Genomic DNA, 15,145 nt, shown 5'->3' on the forward strand with positions numbered 1-15,145 from the left:
GTGCGGGGAGCTGAACGCCGCGGGTCGTTCGCGGCTGGTCGCGCGGTTCCCCGCACCCCTGACGGGGGCGCGGCTGCCCCCGTCAGCCGTCCAGGTCGGTGATGCTCGCCGTCGAGGCCTCGCGGCGGTCCTTCGCCGCTCTGGCCGTGAAGTCGGCGGTGCGCAGGACCCGCTGGACGTTGCCCCAGGTGAGGAGCGCGAGGTCGGGTTCGGACCAGCCCCGGTGCATGAGTTCGGCGACCAGGCGGGGGTAGCAGGAGGCGTCGGTGAGGTCCTCGGGGTGGGCGGCGCCGGAGTCGTAGGCGCCGGACAGGCCCACGCACTCGGGGCCGGCGATCGCGCGCACGTGGTCGAGGTGGTCGGCGACATCGCGGACGGACGGGCCGGTCTGCTCGGCGGTGAGCGGCACCATGCACAGCCCCCGTGCCTCGCCCAGCGCGGCGAGGAGTTCGTCGGAGAGGTTGGCGGGGTGGGCCCGCAGGGCGCCGGCCGCCGAGCGGGTGCACACGACCGGGGCGCGGGACAGCGCGAGCGCCCGGCGAACGGTCGCCTCGCCGGCGCCGGAGAGGTCGGCGAGGACGCCGATGCGGTTCATCTCCCGGACCACCTCCTCGCCGAACCGGCTCAGCCCCGACTCGCCCGCCCAGGACGCTCCGGCCAGGGTGAGGGCCTTCAGGCCGAGCGCCTGCAGAGAGCGCAGGATGCCCAGGGAGTCGCCGATCGCCGGCGCTCCGGCGGGGCCGAGCAGCACGGCGACGCGGCCGCGGTTGCGGGCGTCGGTGGTCTCCCCCGCGCTGTTCACCAGCCGCAGGCCCTCGGGGTGGGTGTGGACGACCGTCCGGACCAGGTCCAGCTGCTCCAGGGTGGCGTCGACGGGCCGCTCGCCCGCCGGGCCCTCCGGGAGGTGCAGCGACCAGAACAGGGCGCCGATGTGGCCCTTGCGCATCCGCGGCACATCGGTGTCCACGCCGCCCTCGCCCAGCTCCAGGTCGTACCTGGGCAGCTGGCGCAGCACCCAGGGCAGTCCGCTGTAGCCGTCGGCCACCGGGTGGGCGACGAGGAAGGCGTGCGCCTCGGCCAGCTCGTCGGGGGGCTCGGAGGACTCCGAGGACGGCTCCGAGGACGGCTCGGTGGCGCGGCCGGAGTCCTCGGCCCGGCCGCCGTCGGGCCCGGCCTGCCTGCCGCCGGGGTGGCCGCCCGCCGTCCCTGTGTCGCCGGGGGCTATGGGCTCCGCGCCCGGCGGCCGGTGGCCGCGTTTCCCGGACCGGGCGTGGGTGTTGTCGGGGGGCGTGTCGAGTTCGCCGGCCTCCCCCGCGGCGTGCAGTTCGTCCTGCAGATCTGCCATGGCGGACCTCCGTAGCCGTTGGGTGATCGCAGTACTCGTCACCGTGGCACGGAGGCCGTCCGCCTTCCTGGTGGGTGGCGCGTTCGGGTTGTACGGCGGCGCCGGGGCCGCCGTACGCCACCCGGGTGATGCCCGGGCGGCGCCCGGTGTCACCCGTCCAGCTGTTCCGGCGTCGCGTTCGACGGGCCCGTCCGGGCCTGGAGGTCCCGGGCCACGTCCTCCGCCGCGCCCAGCACCCGGACCGCGTTGCGCCAGGTCAGCTTGGCCAGGTCGGGCCGGGACCAGCCGCGGTCGAGCAGCTCGGCGATCAGGTGCGGGTAGCAGGAGACGTCGCCCAGACCGTCCGGGGTGAAGGCCGTGCCGTCGTAGTCGCCGCCGATGCCGAGGTGGTCGACGCCGGCGACCTCGCGCATGTGGTCGAGATGGTCCGCGACCGTGGACACCGTGGCGACCGGGCGGGGATTGCGTTCCTCGAAGGTGCGGTGGACCGCCATGGCCTCGGGCGTGGTGGCGAGGTGGTGCAGACCGTGGACCCGCATGTTCTCGTCGGCGGCGGCCGTCCAGTCCACGGCGGCCTGGAGCACGAACTTCGGCACGAACGTCACCATCGCCACTCCCCCGTTGGCCGGGAGCCGCTCCAGGACGTCGTCCGGGATGTTGCGGGGGTGGTCGCAGACCGCCCGCGAGGAGGAGTGGGAGAAGATCACCGGGGCGACGGAGGTGTCGAGCGCGTCACGCATCGTGGTCGCGGCCACGTGCGAGAGGTCGACGAGCATGCCCTCGCGGTTCATCTCCCGCACGACCGCCCGGCCGAAGGCCGACAGACCGCCGACCGCCGCCTTGTCCGTCGCGGAGTCCGCCCAGGGGATGTTGTCGTTGTGGGTGAGCGTCATGTAGCGGACGCCGAGCGCGTACAGCGCCCGCAGGGTGGCGAGGCTGCTGTCGATGGAGTGGCCGCCCTCGGCGCCCATCAGCGAGGCGACACGGCCCTCGGCGCGGGCCGCCTCCATGTCGGCGGCGGTCAGCGCGGCCCGCAGCTCGGCGGGGTAACGGTCGATCAACTGCCGTACGCAGTCGACCTGTTCGAGGGTCGCGGAGACCGCCGCGGGCAGGAACGCCTCGTTCGAGGGCACGTACACCGACCAGAACTGCGCGCCGACCCCGCCCGCGCGCAGCCGTGCCAGGTCGGTGTGCAGGAACGCGCTCTGGTCGACGGCGATGTCCCGCGCGTCGAGGTCGTAGCGGACCTGTTCGCGCAGCGCCCAGGGCAGGTCGTTGTGCCCGTCCGCGACCGGGAACTCCCGCAGCAGCTCCCGGGCCGCCTCCAGCGATGTCATGGCCATCTCCCCCGTGATCCCCGTCATGTCCGTGATGCCTACTTCCCGAAGCCGAAGCCGCTGCCCGCTCCCTCGACCTTGGTGCGCAGGCGCTTGCCCTTCTCGGTCGCCTGGTCGTTCAGCTCCTGCTGGAACTCCCGCATCCGGCCGAGGAGTTCCTCGTCCTGCGTGGCCAGGATGCGCGCGGCCAGCAGACCGGCGTTGCGGGCCCCGGCGACGGAGACCGTGGCGACGGGCACACCGGCGGGCATCTGCACGATCGACAGCAGCGAGTCCATGCCGTCGAGGTACTTCAGCGGCACGGGCACGCCGATGACCGGCAGCGGGGTCACGGACGCGAGCATGCCGGGCAGATGGGCGGCGCCGCCCGCGCCAGCGATGATCACCTTGATGCCCCGGCCCGCGGCGTCCTCGCCGTAACGGATCATCTCGCGCGGCATCCGGTGCGCGGAGACGACGTCCACCTCGTACGCGATCTCGAACTCGTCGAGGGCCTGCGCGGCGGCCTCCATGACGGGCCAGTCGGAGTCCGACCCCATGACGATGCCTACGACGGGGCTCATTCTGTGATCGTGCCTCTCAGATATCCGGCGGCGTGACGGGCGCGCTCCAGCACGTCGTCGAGGTCGTCGCCGTAGGTGTTGACGTGACCGACCTTACGGCCGGGCTTCACGTCCTTGCCGTACATGTGGATCTTGAGCTTGGGGTCGCGGGCCATGCAGTGCAGGTACGCGGAGTACATGTCGGGGTAGTCGCCGCCGAGGACGTTGACCATGACGGTCCACCTCGCGCGCGGGCGCGGGTCGCCCAGCGGCAGGTCGAGGACGGCCCGTACGTGGTTGGCGAACTGCGAGGTGATCGCGCCGTCCTGGCTCCAGTGGCCGGAGTTGTGGGGGCGCATGGCCAGCTCGTTGACGAGGACGCGTCCGTCGCGGGTCTGGAACAGCTCGACGGCGAGGTGACCCACGACGTCCAGTTCCTTGGCGATGCGCAGGGCCATCTCCTCGGCCCTCAGGGCGAGTGCCTCGTCCAGGTCGGGGGCGGGCGCGATGACGGTGTCACAGACGCCGTTCACCTGCCGCGACTCCACGACCGGGTACGCGACGGCCTGGCCGTGCGGCGACCGCACGACATTGGCGGCCAGCTCCCGCACGAAGTCGACCTTCTCCTCGGCGAGGACCGGGACCCCGGCGCGGAACGGCTCGGCGGCGTCCTCGACGGAACGGACGACCCAGACGCCCTTGCCGTCGTAGCCGCCGCGGACCGTCTTGAGGACGACCGGAAATCCCTCGCCCTCGGCGGCGAACGCGGCCACGTCGTCGGGGTCGGCGACGATGCGGTGCCGTGGACAGGGCACGCCGATCTCCATGAGCTTCGCCCGCATCACCCCCTTGTCCTGGGCGTGCTGGAGCGCGTCCGGGCCGGGGCGCACGGGGATGCCGTCCGCCTCCAGCGCCCGTAGATGCTCGGTGGGTACGTGTTCGTGATCGAAGGTGATCACGTCGCAGCCCTGCGCGAACGCACGCAGCGTGTCGAGGTCGCGGTAGTCGCCGATGACGACATCGCCGACGACCTGCGCCGCGGAATCCTGAGGGGTGTCACTGAGGAGCTTGAACCTGATGCCGAGCGGGATGCCCGCCTCGTGTGTCATACGAGCGAGCTGGCCACCGCCGACCATGCCGACTACGGGGAACGTCACGCCCCCAGGGTATCGGCCATGGAATCGGCCACTCCCGGGTGCCCGTTCTCCCCGCTCGTTTCCCCCCTCGGACCGCCCCGGGACGGCCCCGGGACCTCCCCCGTGTCCCGGCTGTGAGCTTCCGCACAGGCATTGCCCAGGGGGGCTGGTTAGCATGGCGGAACCAGTGGATTTTCGACCGAAGATCAACTCATTTCGGACGGGCAGCGACCGGCCGACCACCGGCACGACACCGACCGGACCGAGCGACGGGGCCGCACACGATGGGACATACCAGCTCGGGGCCTGATACACGGCCCCACGGCGCCCTGCGCCGCCGGATCGACCTGCTCGTACGCGAGGTCGCCAAGTTCGGCGCGGTGGGCGGTGTGGGGCTGCTGGTCAACCTCGCGGTGTTCAACCTCGTACGGCACACCACCGACCTGCAGGTCGTGCGGGCCAGCGTCATAGCCACGGTCGTCGCGATCGCGTTCAACTACGTCGGCTTCCGCTACTTCACGTACCGGGACCGCGACAAGAGCGGCCGTACGAAGGAGATGTCGCTGTTCCTGCTGTTCAGCGCGGTCGGACTGGTGATCGAGAACGGGGTGCTCTACACGGCCACGTACGGCTTCGACTGGGACAGCCCGCTGCAGTCCAACTTCTTCAAGTTCCTCGGCATCGGCGTCGCGACCCTGTTCCGGTTCTGGTCGTACCGCACCTGGGTGTTCCGGACGCTCCCGGCGCGTGAGGCGGTGGCGAGCGCGGAGTCGTTCCTCGAAGCCGAGCCCGCCCACCCGCCCGCGGTCACGGGCAAGCGCCGCTGAAGGGTCCCACGGTCACGGGCAGGAGCCCCCGGCCATTCCACGGTCACGGGCAGTCGCTGTGACGGTCAGCGGACGGGCCGGTCGTCGCCGGACGGTGTGCGTACCGGCGTCCGCGACAGGAAGAGACCGAAGACCGGCGGCTGCGCCTGCAGCATCTCCAGGCGCCCTCCGTCGGCCTCCGCGAGGTCGCGCGCCACGGCCAGCCCGATGCCCGTCGAGTTGCGCCCGCTGATCGCCCGCTCGAAGATCCGCGCCCCGAGATCGGCGGGCACCCCGGGCCCCTCGTCGGTGACCTCGATCACCGCCTGGTTCCCGATGACGCGGGTGCGCAGGGCCACCGTGCCGCCGCCGTGCATGAGCGAGTTCTCGATCAGCGCGGCCAGCACCTGGGCGACCGCGCCAGGCGTGCCCACGGCCTGCAGGTGCCGCTTGCCCGAGCTGACGACGGCCCGTCCGGCGCTGCGGTAGGCCGGCCGCCACTCCTCCAGCTGCTGCTTGATGACCTCGTCCAGCTCGAAGGAGACGGCCGAGCCGTTGCGGGGGTCGCGGGAGTTGGTGAGCAGCCGTTCCACGACGTCCGTGAGGCGCTCGACCTGGGTGAGCGCGATGTGCGCCTCCTCCTTCACCGTGGCGAGGTCGTCGGTGAGGGTGATCTCCTCCAGCCGCATGGACAGCGCGGTCAGCGGCGTACGCAGCTGGTGGGAGGCGTCCGCCGCGAGGCGCCGCTCGGCGGTCAGCATGCGGCCGATGCGCTCGGCGGAGGCGTCCAGGACGTCCGCGACCCGGTCCAGCTCCGGGACGCCGTACCGCTTGTGCCGGGGGCGCGGGTCGCCCGAGCCGAGCCGTTCGGCGGTCTCGGCGAGGTCGGTGAGCGGCGAGGCGAGGCGGTTGGCCTGGCGTACGGCGAGGAGGACCGCGGCGATGACGGCGAGCAGGGCGACCGCCGCGATGATCAGCAGCGTACGGCCGACCTCGCGGCTGACCGCCGAGCGGGACTCCTCGACGGTGACGGTCTCGTCCTTCTCGCCCCTGGCCTCGTGGCGGATGACGTCACCGACGGGCTTCTCGCCGATCTCGATCGTGCTCTGGCCGGGGATCTCGATGCGGGCGTAGCGCTGGTCGCCGACCTGGTCCCGGAGGACCTCGGCGGTGATCCGTTCGTCGCCGATGATGCGGCTGTCCACGATGCTCGTCAGCTGGACCGCCTCGGACTCCACCCGCTCCTGGGCGCTGTTGCTGATCGTGCGGGTCTCGACGATGACGAGGGAGACCCCGAAGACGGCGATGACGACGAGGACGACGGCGAGGGTGGACTGGATGAGACGGCGGCGCACGCTTGCCCTCCGGACGGGGCGGGGTGTTCTGGGACCTTCGGGGCGGAGTGTTCTGAGACCTTCGATTGTGCGGCACCCGGGCGGGCCGCCGGGCCGGGGGCACGGACACCTGCCCGCGCGCGGTCCTCCGGGGAGGACGTATGCGGTTCTCCCGTCAGGGAAGCGGACGTGTGCGGTTCTCCCGGCCGGGGCGGACGCTCACCCGTGTCCGGCTCGTCAGGAGCGCGGACGCCCACCCGTACGCTGCCGCGTCAGGAGCGCGGACGCCCACCCGTGTGCCGCCGCGTCAGGGTGCCCGGGGAACCGCGCGGCCGGCGACGACCCACCGCGGCCGCCGCGGCACACTCCCCCGGGCCGCGGGGCGACCCGGCCCCACCGACCCGCTCAGTTCTTCTCGAACCGGAACCCGACGCCTCGCACGGTCGCGATGTACCGCGGATTCGCCGCGTCGTCGCCCAGCTTCTTGCGCAGCCAGGAGATGTGCATGTCGAGGGTCTTGGTCGACGACCACCATGTGGTGTCCCAGACCTCCCGCATCAGCTGGTCTCGGGTGACGACCCGGCCCGCGTCGCGTACGAGGACCCGCAGCAGGTCGAACTCCTTGGCCGTGAGCTGCAGCTCCTCGTCACCCATCCATGCCCGGTGCGACTCGACGTCGATCCGCACCCCGTGGGTGGCGGGCGGCTGTGCCGGCTCCGCGGCGCCGCGCCGGAGCAGCGCCCGGACACGGGCCAGCAGCTCGGCGAGCCGGAAGGGCTTGGTGACGTAGTCGTCGGCGCCCGCGTCGAGGCCGACGACGGTGTCCACCTCGTCGGCGCGCGCGGTCAGGATGAGGATCGGCACGGTGTGCCCCTCGGCACGCAGCCTGCGGGCCACCTCCAGGCCGTCCATGCCGGGCAGCCCCAGATCCAGGACGACCAGGTCGATGCCACCTTGCATGCCGGCGTCCAGCGCGGTGGGGCCGTCCTCGCGGACCTCCACCTCGTACCCTTCCCGGCGCAGTGCGCGAGCCAACGGCTCCGAGATGGACGCGTCGTCCTCGGCGAGCAGTACACGGGTCATGGGGTGATGGTAGTCCGACCAGAACCGCAGGTGGAGGGTGATCGGCAAGCAGGATTCACACCTTGCCCGAGGGTTCTCTCACCTTCCTCGCGCATGATCCACGGCGGCGGGCGATTCGTCCCGCCACCGGTGAAGATCCACACCACCGCGTGACGCCATGTGAAGAAGGCGCCCCGAGCCGGTGCGGATCGCGCGGGGGGCTCGTGGACATGACGCTCCGACGCCGCCGACACCCGTCCACCACCTGCGTCTACACACCCCGAACCCAGCTGGGACCTTCGAATACATGCTCATGGTTGCGCTCTTACCTGTGATCCGCCTCTCAAGCCCTTCCTTTTCGCGCGGCCTTCTGACGTATGGTGACGGAACGCCTGTAGCAACACGAGGGGACCTTCGGCGGCATATCCGCACGGAAGGTCTCTTTCCCGTGCGTAATGACATGTGCGTAATGACCTGTGGCCGGGCCCCGGACACGCGGGACGCATCGATGCGTCAACGCGCGTAGAGAGGCGTGGATCCCGGTGGTCGCCGTCCGCCGTCCCGTGACCCGGGGTGGACCCCCGCGTGGTGGGGCGGACGTTCCGGCCGTCCGGTGCCGGCCGCCCCACCACCGGGCGCGCGCCCCCACGTGCGCCGTCCCGATCTGCAAGGAACGACCATGGCGTCCAGCCTGACGAAGGACCCGGCCGGCCGGGGAACCCCCGGCACCGAGGCCACCTTCTTCGGCCACCCCCGCGGACTGGCCACTCTCTTCATGACCGAGATGTGGGAGCGGTTCTCCTACTACGGCATGAAGGCCCTCCTCACCGTCTACCTGCTCTCCGGCGGCCCCGACGCCGGCAAGGGGAGCATGGGCGGCGGCCTGGCCATGGACCTGGCCACCACCACCACGATCGTCGCCGTCTACTCGGCGATGGTGTACCTGCTCGCGATGCCCGGCGGCTGGCTCGGCGACCGTGTCTGGGGACCCCGCAGGACGGTGGCGATCGCCGCCGTCACGATCATGTCCGGGCACCTGGTGCTCGCCCTGCCGGGCGGTCAGGCACCGTTCTTCGTGGGCCTGGCGCTGGTCGCGGCCGGTTCCGGTCTGCTGAAGGCCAACATCTCCACGATGGTGGGCCACCTCTACGACGGCCCCGGTGACCCGCGGCGCGACGGTGGCTTCACGATCTTCTACATGGGCATCAACGCGGGCGCCTTCTTCGCCCCGCTGGCCATCGGCACCGTCGGCCAGGAGGTCAACTGGCACCTCGGCTTCGGTCTGGCCGCGGTCGGCATGGCCATCGGTCTCGCCGTCTTCCTCGCCGGCAGCCGGACCCTGAGCCCGACCAGCGACATCGTCCCCAAGCCGCTGGCGGCCGAGGAGCGTGCCTCCTGGCTGCGCAAGGGTCTGCTCTGGCTGGCCGTCGCGGCCGTCTTCTACGGCGCCGTCGGTCTCAGCGGCCACTTCACCCTGAACTGGGCGATGATCCCGCTGACCGTCATCGGTCTCGTCGTCCCGGCGGGTGTGCTGCTGCGCATCAAGCGGGACAAGGAACTGACCACCGCCGAGCAGTCGAAGATGACCGGCTACATCTGGTTCTTCGTCGCCGCCGCCGTGTTCTGGATGATCTACGACCAGGGCGCCTCCACGGTCCAGGCCTTCGGCTCGAACGACCAGAAGGTGGCCGGCTCACTGCTCGGTTTCGAGTTCCCGACCTCCTGGTACCAGTCGCTGAACCCGCTGTTCATCATGGCGCTGGCCCCGGTGTTCGCCTGGCTCTGGCTGTGGCTCAACCGCCAGGGCCGGGAGCCCGGCACGGCCGTGAAGTTCGCGATGGCCCTGGTGCTCATCGGTGTCTCGTTCTTCTTCTTCCTGATCCCGCTGGGCATGGCGGCGAACGGCACCCTGACCAGCCCGATGTGGCTGGTGGGCATCTACTTCATCCAGACCGTCGGCGAGCTGTGCCTCTCCCCGGTCGGCCTGTCGGTGACGACGAAGATGGCCCCGGCCAAGTACGCCGGCCAGATGATGGGCGTGTGGTTCCTCGCGGTCACAGCGGGCGACTCCGTCACCGGCCTGCTCTCCAACCCCGCCGTCGGCGGCTTCGACCTCAGCGGGACCGGCATGGTCGCCGTCGAGGCCACCCTGGCGGTCCTCGCCGGCTTCGCGATCTACATGTACCGCAAGAAGGTCAGGGCCCTCACGGGCGACGTCAACTGACCCCGGCTCCGGCCGATCCGGGCAGGGCCGCCGCACCTCCGGGTGCGGCGGCCCTTTCTCGTCCCGCCCCCTCGGCCGTGCACCCGCCGGTCTCAGGTGGGCGGGTCCTCCGGGGCCGAGGAGAGCGGGGCGCTGCGCGAGGCTGTCGGGGGGACGCCGGCGGTGTCGGGGCGCGTGTCGCGACGTGTGTCGGGGGGCGTGTCGCGACGTGTGTCGGGGATGGTTCCGCGGCCGGTGTCGGGGATGGTTCCGCGGCCGGTGTCGGGGGTGAACCACGGCAGGTTCGGGGCCGATGCCGGGACGGGGACCGTACGTGCGGGGGACGGCGTACGGGGTTGTGCGTGGGCCGCGTTCGAGGGGCTCGGCCGGGGCACCCACGCCGGCAGGCGCCGCCCGCGTCCCCGCCCCTCGGGAGCCGTGCGCGCCGGGCGCACCCGGTCCACCACCGCCATTCCCGTCCGGAACAGCACCGCCGGTACGACGAGGCAGAGCATCAGCCAGAAGAGGGTGACACCCCAGGGTCGGCCCACGGCCCACGGTCGTTCGGCGAGTACCCTCCCGCCGTACTTGAGGGAGACGGTGTAGTCGCCGTGCGCCCCGGCCGCGAGGTCCACGGGCAGCGTGATCCGGGCCCTGCCGCCGGGCCGGATCGTTCCGCGCCACCGCTGTTCCTCCCAGCGCGGGGCGAACACGCCGTGCGAGGTGCCGACCTGGAAGACGGGATTCCTGACCGGCGAGGTGCCGACATTGCCGACGGTGAGGACGAGCTCCCGGGAGGGTGGCGCCCCGAACCAGGTCAACAGCCCGTCGGAGCCCGCCAGTCGAGCGTCCGTCAGCAGCGAGAGCTGTCCGCCGGCGGCCTCCCTCGGCAACGGTTCGACCGAGTGCCCGGCGACCTGGAAGGCCGCGTCCGCCGCCGCCTTCGGGCCCGTGATGGTGGAGACGTGCACGACGCAGGGACACGGCACCGGGGGTTCGGACACCGGCAACTCCCGGCGGAAGCCGCCCTTGTCGTCGGCGGTGACGGCCCGCCCGTCGGCGTTGGCACAGGAGTCGGTGCCGCCGGGCACCCCCCGCGCCGGCGTGGACCGACCGCAGATGAGCACCATCAGGATCGCCTTCGGCCGCCAGCCGCCGCCGGTCACGGTGACCGAACCACCGGTCCCGGCCTGCGACTTGGACAGCTTCACCGTCGGCCCGTCCGCGGCCAGCGCGCTCCCGCCGCCGAAGGGCGCCGCCAGGAGCGCCACGACGAGGACGAGCACCACCGTGAGCGCCGAGGTGCGCGGGGTGGGGGGCTGTGCCGGGTGCGCCGCCGGGACCGGCCGCCTTCTGATCACGTTCCGGCTCCCGTCAGCGACGTACCGCCTGGTTCCTGCGTGTCACCCACAGGGCTCCCGCCGCGCCCGCGAGCAGTACCGTCCCGCCGAGCGTGCCGAGTGCGACCGCCGAGTCCAGGGGCCCGGTCTGCGGAAGCTCGCCGCCCGAGCCGCCAGTACCGCCGGAGCCGCCCGTGGCGGAGCCGCCGCCCGTACCGCCCGAGGCGCCCCCGCCGGCGGCGGTGACGTCGAGGGTGAGCGAGGGGCCGGGATCGTTCCCCGGTGTGCAGGTGGTCACCGTGCCGAGGGCCTTGATGGTGAGGACACCCGCGGTGAAGTCGACCTTGCCGGTCTTCTTCGGGGTGTACGTACCGCTCAGGTCATTGATCTTGATCGGCGTGTTGGGCGGGATCGCCTCCTGGTTCGCCGGCCCGGTCACCGTGAGCGTCCCGCTGTCGGCCCCGCCCAGCTCGATCGTGGCGCTCGGCGTCATCGCGCCCTTGCCCAGCTCGACCGGGCTGGACGACACGCCCTTCTGCCACGACATCGTGATCTTGTAGCCGTCGCCGCTCTCGACGCCCTTGATGTCGATCGGCGACACCGCGGACTTGTCCCCGATCGGCGTCTTGCAGTTGTACTCGACGTCCACGACCTCGGCATGGGCCACCGGGGCGGCCATCAGCACCGCTGAGCCGGCCAGGGCCGCGAGGGACGCGAGCGCGGCGGTTCGTTTCTGGTACGTCCGGTACGACACCTCGGCACCCCACATTTCTGACGGAACATCAGATCGGCGGCTCAAGGTACGCCGGGGCCCGTGGAGAAGGAAGACACACGCAGGTGTCGGATTGAGTGTCGATGCCCCGGGACGACCGCCCACCGACCGACGCGGCGGCCTCCACGGCGACGGCCCGTGGAGCCCGGGCATCGGCTCGTGCTGCACGGCGACGAGCCCGAGGGCGACATGCCGTGGTGCACGGCGCGACTCAACGGCCACGTCGGCTGCCCGTCGATCCATGACAACAAGCCTGCGGCCCCCGGCCCCACGGCCCAGCCCTACGGGCTCTCGGCGGCAGGCACACGGCCCACACCGGCGGGCTCACAGCCCTCACCGACAGCCCGGCGATCCACGACGACCGGGGCGGGGTCCACGCCGGCAGGGCTCACGGACCCGTGCCGACGCTCTCGCCCGGAGCGCCCCAGGGCTCGGAGCACCGCGCATCGGCCCTCACCAACCCGCCGGGGGCGTCGAGCGCCCCCGCTGCGGTCAGGCCGGAGCCCCCAGCTCCGCCCACACCGTCTTCCCGGACGCGCCAGGATCCCGTACGACCCCCCAGTCCAGACACAGCCGCTGCACGATGAACATGCCGTGCCCACCCGGGCGGCCCGCCCGGTGCGGTGTCCGGGGGGCCGGATTCCCCGTCCCCCGGTCGGACACCTCGATCCGCAGCACCTTGTTGTCGCACCCGATCCGCAGCTCGGCGGGTCCCTCGGCGTGGAGGCACGCGTTGGTGACCAGCTCGGACACCACCAGCAGGACGTCCTCGGCCGCCGCCCGCTGGTCCGCGGTCGCGGCCGGCAGCCACCCCCACTCGTACAGCGCCTGGCGGGTGAAGTCGCGGGCGAGCGGCACCACGCCGCTCTCACCCTCGAAGCTGAGCCGACGGGACCGACGCCCCGTGGCGGGGACCGCGGGCGGGTCTCCCCCGGGCGCCCCGGAAGCGCCGCCGGCACCCGGTTCCGGGCCGCGGTCGCCCGGCGAGAAGGGCCGGGTGGTGCTCATCAGCGCTTCACCTCACCGATTCACCAATACACGATTCAGGACTCATCAAGGGTGCGGGACACAGGCCCGCGCCACGTGCTGTTTTCTACTGTCATCCGTTGCGCCATCCGTACTTCCCGTCGCACTTCGCCGAACTTCCGAGTCACCGCCGAGCCGTCGCCGGGTCGCCGCGGCACCGCCGTCGAGCCGCCGCCGAGCCGCTGCAGGACCCGCGCCGTACACCCCACCGCCGTCCACGCCCCGCCACCGGGCTCTCCCGGGCAGCCGGCCCGTTCGCCGGCACGTTCAGGATGTCTCCTGCCCGAGCGAACCGTCAGAACACCCATGTTTTCGGCACAGAAGCTGTGACGCGAACAATCAGCCGGTCGGGCGGGTGCCGGAGACCGTCCCGCGGGCCGGGCGCCAGGCTCGACGGCTGCGCCGACCGGACCGGCGGCTCCCTCGGCGAGGGCCGCGGCCGACGGACACGGACCTAGTCCCCCAAGGCCGCGTCAAGGGTGTCGTGGACGGTGAACACCGCGTCCGCCCCGGTGATCTCGAAGACCCGCGCCACCGCCGGGAGCATGCCCGCCAGATGGACTCCGCCGCCCGCCGCCTCCGCCTTGAGCCGCACGCCCAGCAGGACGTTCAGCCCGGTGGAGTCGCAGAACTCCAGCAGCGAGCAGTCCACCACCAGACGCGCGAAGCCCTTTTCCAGGCAGCTCTCGAGTGGCTCGCGCAACAGATCGGCGGTGTGGTGATCCAGCTCACCCGCCGGTGTCACCACGGCACTGGAGCCCTCTTCCCGCACCTCGACCCGTAGCCGGCCCGACTGTGCGCTGCCGACCGTCCCACGGTCCATGCCGTCTCTCTCCCGACCGTCGTGACTGCTGACTCGGCCTCGAACACTACGCCTTCTCCACACTCTCCGACACCCGAACAATCCCCCGAAAAGGGACATTTCAGTACACCACGCACTTGCGACGACGTCCTGAAACCGGGTAGGGCTAGTAGTGCACCAAACGACACGGCCGGCTTTGGAGGCGCCGCACACCGCAGTGCACGTACAGGCATCGGCGGCCATATGCCGAGAACGATGGAGGACATCATGTCACCCCGGCTCGACGCATCGCATACCCAGAGGGCGACGTCGGCATCCGCCCCGGAAGAGAGTCAGGACGACCTCGCCCACGATCCGGGCGACGGACTCGCCGACCTGCCGGAGATCCCCCCGTACGACGAGGTGGGACCGGTGGACGCGCGGGCGCTGTCCAAGACCCTCTTCGAGCGGCTGGAGTCCCTTGAGGAAGGCACGTACGAGTACTCGTACGTCCGCAACACGTTGGTCGAACTCAACCTGGCTCTGGTCAAGTTCGCCGCCTCCCGGTTCCGCTCGCGCAGCGAGCCCATGGAGGACATCATCCAGGTCGGCACGATCGGCCTGATCAAGGCGATCGACCGCTTCGAGCTGAGCCGGGGCGTCGAGTTCCCCACGTTCGCGATGCCCACCATCGTCGGCGAGATCAAGCGTTTCTTCCGCGACACCAGCTGGTCCGTGCGCGTACCGCGCAGGCTTCAGGAACTCCGGCTCGACCTGGCCAAGGCCGGTGACGAGCTGGCCCAGAAGCTCGACCGCGCCCCCACGGTGGGCGAGCTGGCGGAGCGCCTGGGGCTGACCAACGACGAGGTCGTCGAGGGCATGGCGGCCTCGAACGCCTACACCGCCTCGTCCCTGGACGCCCAGCCGGAGGAGGACGACTCCGAGGGCGCGCTGGCCGACCGGATCGGCTACGAGGACCACGGGCTCGAAGGCATCGAGTACGTCGAGTCCCTGAAGCCGCTGATCGCCGGACTGCCGCCGCGCGACCGGCAGATCCTCTCCCTGCGGTTCGTGGCCAACATGACGCAGTCCGAGATCGGGGACGAACTGGGCATCTCCCAGATGCACGTCTCCCGGCTGCTGTCCCGCACGCTGGTGAGGCTGCGCAAGGGACTGACGCTGGAGGAGTGAGCGGACGGGCGCCGCCGGGCCGTCCGCGACGGTGCCCGTGACGGCGGCGTGGTGAATGGCGGTGACCGTGATGACGGTCACCGTATCGGTGACAGAAGACGGCCGGGTTCGGCAGGAGTTGAGACGACACTCCTCCCGAACCCGGCCGAATCGTTTCCGGCCTGCCGATCTTTCACCGCCTTACCGCAAGAAACCCCTTCCCTTCGGTTCACCTTCCGTCACTATGGTCACGCGCCAGACTGTTCGGTGTTCCAGAAGCCGACTGGCGGT

13 protein-coding genes are annotated in these 15,145 nt (G+C 71.6%); 3 read left to right on the forward strand and 10 right to left on the reverse strand.

Features of this window, described 5'->3' with window-relative positions; all coding sequences use genetic code 11:
• Nucleotides 1–82: 82 nt before the first annotated feature.
• The 4 genes from ACZ6BB_RS32660 to ACZ6BB_RS32675 all read right to left on the reverse strand — a co-directional run bounded on the left by ACZ6BB_RS32660 (nt 83) and on the right by ACZ6BB_RS32675 (nt 4,381).
• On the reverse strand, nt 83–1,345 hold the full coding sequence (locus tag ACZ6BB_RS32660) for a dipeptidase (protein WP_471618728.1): 1,263 nt from the start codon (nt 1,343–1,345) through the stop codon (nt 83–85).
• A 149-nt stretch (nt 1,346–1,494) separates the two neighbouring features.
• On the reverse strand, nt 1,495–2,682 hold the full coding sequence (locus ACZ6BB_RS32665) for a dipeptidase (RefSeq protein ID WP_471618729.1): 1,188 nt from the start codon (nt 2,680–2,682) through the stop codon (nt 1,495–1,497).
• A 38-nt stretch (nt 2,683–2,720) separates the two neighbouring features.
• Entirely contained in the window at nt 2,721–3,245 is a 525-nt protein-coding gene (gene purE, locus ACZ6BB_RS32670) for a 5-(carboxyamino)imidazole ribonucleotide mutase (RefSeq protein WP_471618730.1), read from the reverse strand.
• Nucleotides 3,242–4,381, reverse strand: a complete 1,140-nt coding sequence (locus ACZ6BB_RS32675; RefSeq protein WP_471618731.1) for a 5-(carboxyamino)imidazole ribonucleotide synthase — start codon at nt 4,379–4,381, stop codon at nt 3,242–3,244. The genes purE and ACZ6BB_RS32675 overlap by 4 nt, the downstream gene beginning before the upstream one ends.
• A gap of 263 nt (nt 4,382–4,644) precedes the next feature.
• Between ACZ6BB_RS32675 and ACZ6BB_RS32680 the strand changes: the two genes are divergently transcribed.
• The gene (locus ACZ6BB_RS32680) at nt 4,645–5,187 is read left to right on the forward strand and encodes a GtrA family protein (protein ID WP_471618732.1); all 543 of its coding nucleotides are present in this window, start codon (nt 4,645–4,647) and stop codon (nt 5,185–5,187) included.
• 65 nt (nt 5,188–5,252) lie between these two features.
• Here the strand turns inward: ACZ6BB_RS32680 and ACZ6BB_RS32685 are convergent, their stop codons facing one another.
• A complete protein-coding gene (locus tag ACZ6BB_RS32685; protein WP_013003091.1) occupies nt 5,253–6,521 on the reverse strand; it encodes an ATP-binding protein in 1,269 nt (422 codons plus the stop codon).
• 384 nt (nt 6,522–6,905) lie between these two features.
• Nucleotides 6,906–7,583 carry a response regulator transcription factor gene (locus ACZ6BB_RS32690; protein ID WP_037726315.1) on the reverse strand — a complete coding sequence of 226 codons (678 nt, stop codon included), beginning with the start codon at nt 7,581–7,583 and terminating at the stop codon, nt 6,906–6,908.
• A 658-nt stretch (nt 7,584–8,241) separates the two neighbouring features.
• Here ACZ6BB_RS32690 and ACZ6BB_RS32695 point away from each other — a divergent pair.
• Nucleotides 8,242–9,786: a peptide MFS transporter gene (locus ACZ6BB_RS32695; RefSeq protein WP_471618733.1), complete on the forward strand. Its 1,545-nt coding sequence runs from the start codon at nt 8,242–8,244 to the stop codon at nt 9,784–9,786.
• 92 nt (nt 9,787–9,878) lie between these two features.
• On the opposite strand, the gene ACZ6BB_RS32700 is transcribed toward ACZ6BB_RS32695, so the two are convergent.
• The 4 genes from ACZ6BB_RS32700 to ACZ6BB_RS32715 form a co-directional block, all read right to left on the reverse strand.
• Nucleotides 9,879–11,126 carry a hypothetical protein gene (locus ACZ6BB_RS32700; RefSeq protein ID WP_471618734.1) on the reverse strand — a complete coding sequence of 416 codons (1,248 nt, stop codon included), beginning with the start codon at nt 11,124–11,126 and terminating at the stop codon, nt 9,879–9,881.
• Nucleotides 11,127–11,139: 13 nt separating this feature from the next.
• Nucleotides 11,140–11,874, reverse strand: coding sequence for a peptidase (locus tag ACZ6BB_RS32705; RefSeq protein WP_471618735.1), 735 nt, complete (start codon nt 11,872–11,874; stop codon nt 11,140–11,142).
• A gap of 495 nt (nt 11,875–12,369) precedes the next feature.
• On the reverse strand, nt 12,370–12,885 hold the full coding sequence (locus ACZ6BB_RS32710; protein ID WP_471618736.1) for an ATP-binding protein: 516 nt from the start codon (nt 12,883–12,885) through the stop codon (nt 12,370–12,372).
• A 472-nt stretch (nt 12,886–13,357) separates the two neighbouring features.
• Nucleotides 13,358–13,726: an STAS domain-containing protein gene (locus ACZ6BB_RS32715; protein ID WP_471618737.1), complete on the reverse strand. Its 369-nt coding sequence runs from the start codon at nt 13,724–13,726 to the stop codon at nt 13,358–13,360.
• A gap of 234 nt (nt 13,727–13,960) precedes the next feature.
• Between ACZ6BB_RS32715 and ACZ6BB_RS32720 the strand changes: the two genes are divergently transcribed.
• Complete coding sequence (locus ACZ6BB_RS32720) at nt 13,961–14,875, forward strand: RNA polymerase sigma factor SigF (RefSeq protein ID WP_471618738.1); 915 nt, start codon at nt 13,961–13,963, stop codon at nt 14,873–14,875.
• The last annotated feature ends 270 nt before the right edge of the window (nt 14,876–15,145 follow it).

This window comes from Streptomyces sp. NPDC041108 (genome assembly GCF_055592645.1).

What these genes read in the sequence shown, in the direction of transcription:
- ACZ6BB_RS32720 (WP_471618738.1), top strand. Translation starts at nt 13,961, where the DNA reads ATGGAGGACATCATGTCACCCCGGCTCGACGCATCGCATACCCAGAGG.
- ACZ6BB_RS32680 (WP_471618732.1), top strand. Translation starts at nt 4,645, where the DNA reads ATGGGACATACCAGCTCGGGGCCTGATACACGGCCCCACGGCGCCCTG.
- ACZ6BB_RS32660 (WP_471618728.1), bottom strand. Translation starts at nt 1,345, where the DNA reads ATGGCAGATCTGCAGGACGAACTGCACGCCGCGGGGGAGGCCGGCGAA.
- ACZ6BB_RS32705 (WP_471618735.1), bottom strand. Translation starts at nt 11,874, where the DNA reads ATGTGGGGTGCCGAGGTGTCGTACCGGACGTACCAGAAACGAACCGCC.
- ACZ6BB_RS32695 (WP_471618733.1), top strand. Translation starts at nt 8,242, where the DNA reads ATGGCGTCCAGCCTGACGAAGGACCCGGCCGGCCGGGGAACCCCCGGC.
- ACZ6BB_RS32715 (WP_471618737.1), bottom strand. Translation starts at nt 13,726, where the DNA reads ATGGACCGTGGGACGGTCGGCAGCGCACAGTCGGGCCGGCTACGGGTC.
- ACZ6BB_RS32690 (WP_037726315.1), bottom strand. Translation starts at nt 7,583, where the DNA reads ATGACCCGTGTACTGCTCGCCGAGGACGACGCGTCCATCTCGGAGCCG.
- ACZ6BB_RS32710 (WP_471618736.1), bottom strand. Translation starts at nt 12,885, where the DNA reads ATGAGCACCACCCGGCCCTTCTCGCCGGGCGACCGCGGCCCGGAACCG.
- purE (WP_471618730.1), bottom strand. Translation starts at nt 3,245, where the DNA reads ATGAGCCCCGTCGTAGGCATCGTCATGGGGTCGGACTCCGACTGGCCC.
- ACZ6BB_RS32665 (WP_471618729.1), bottom strand. Translation starts at nt 2,682, where the DNA reads ATGACATCGCTGGAGGCGGCCCGGGAGCTGCTGCGGGAGTTCCCGGTC.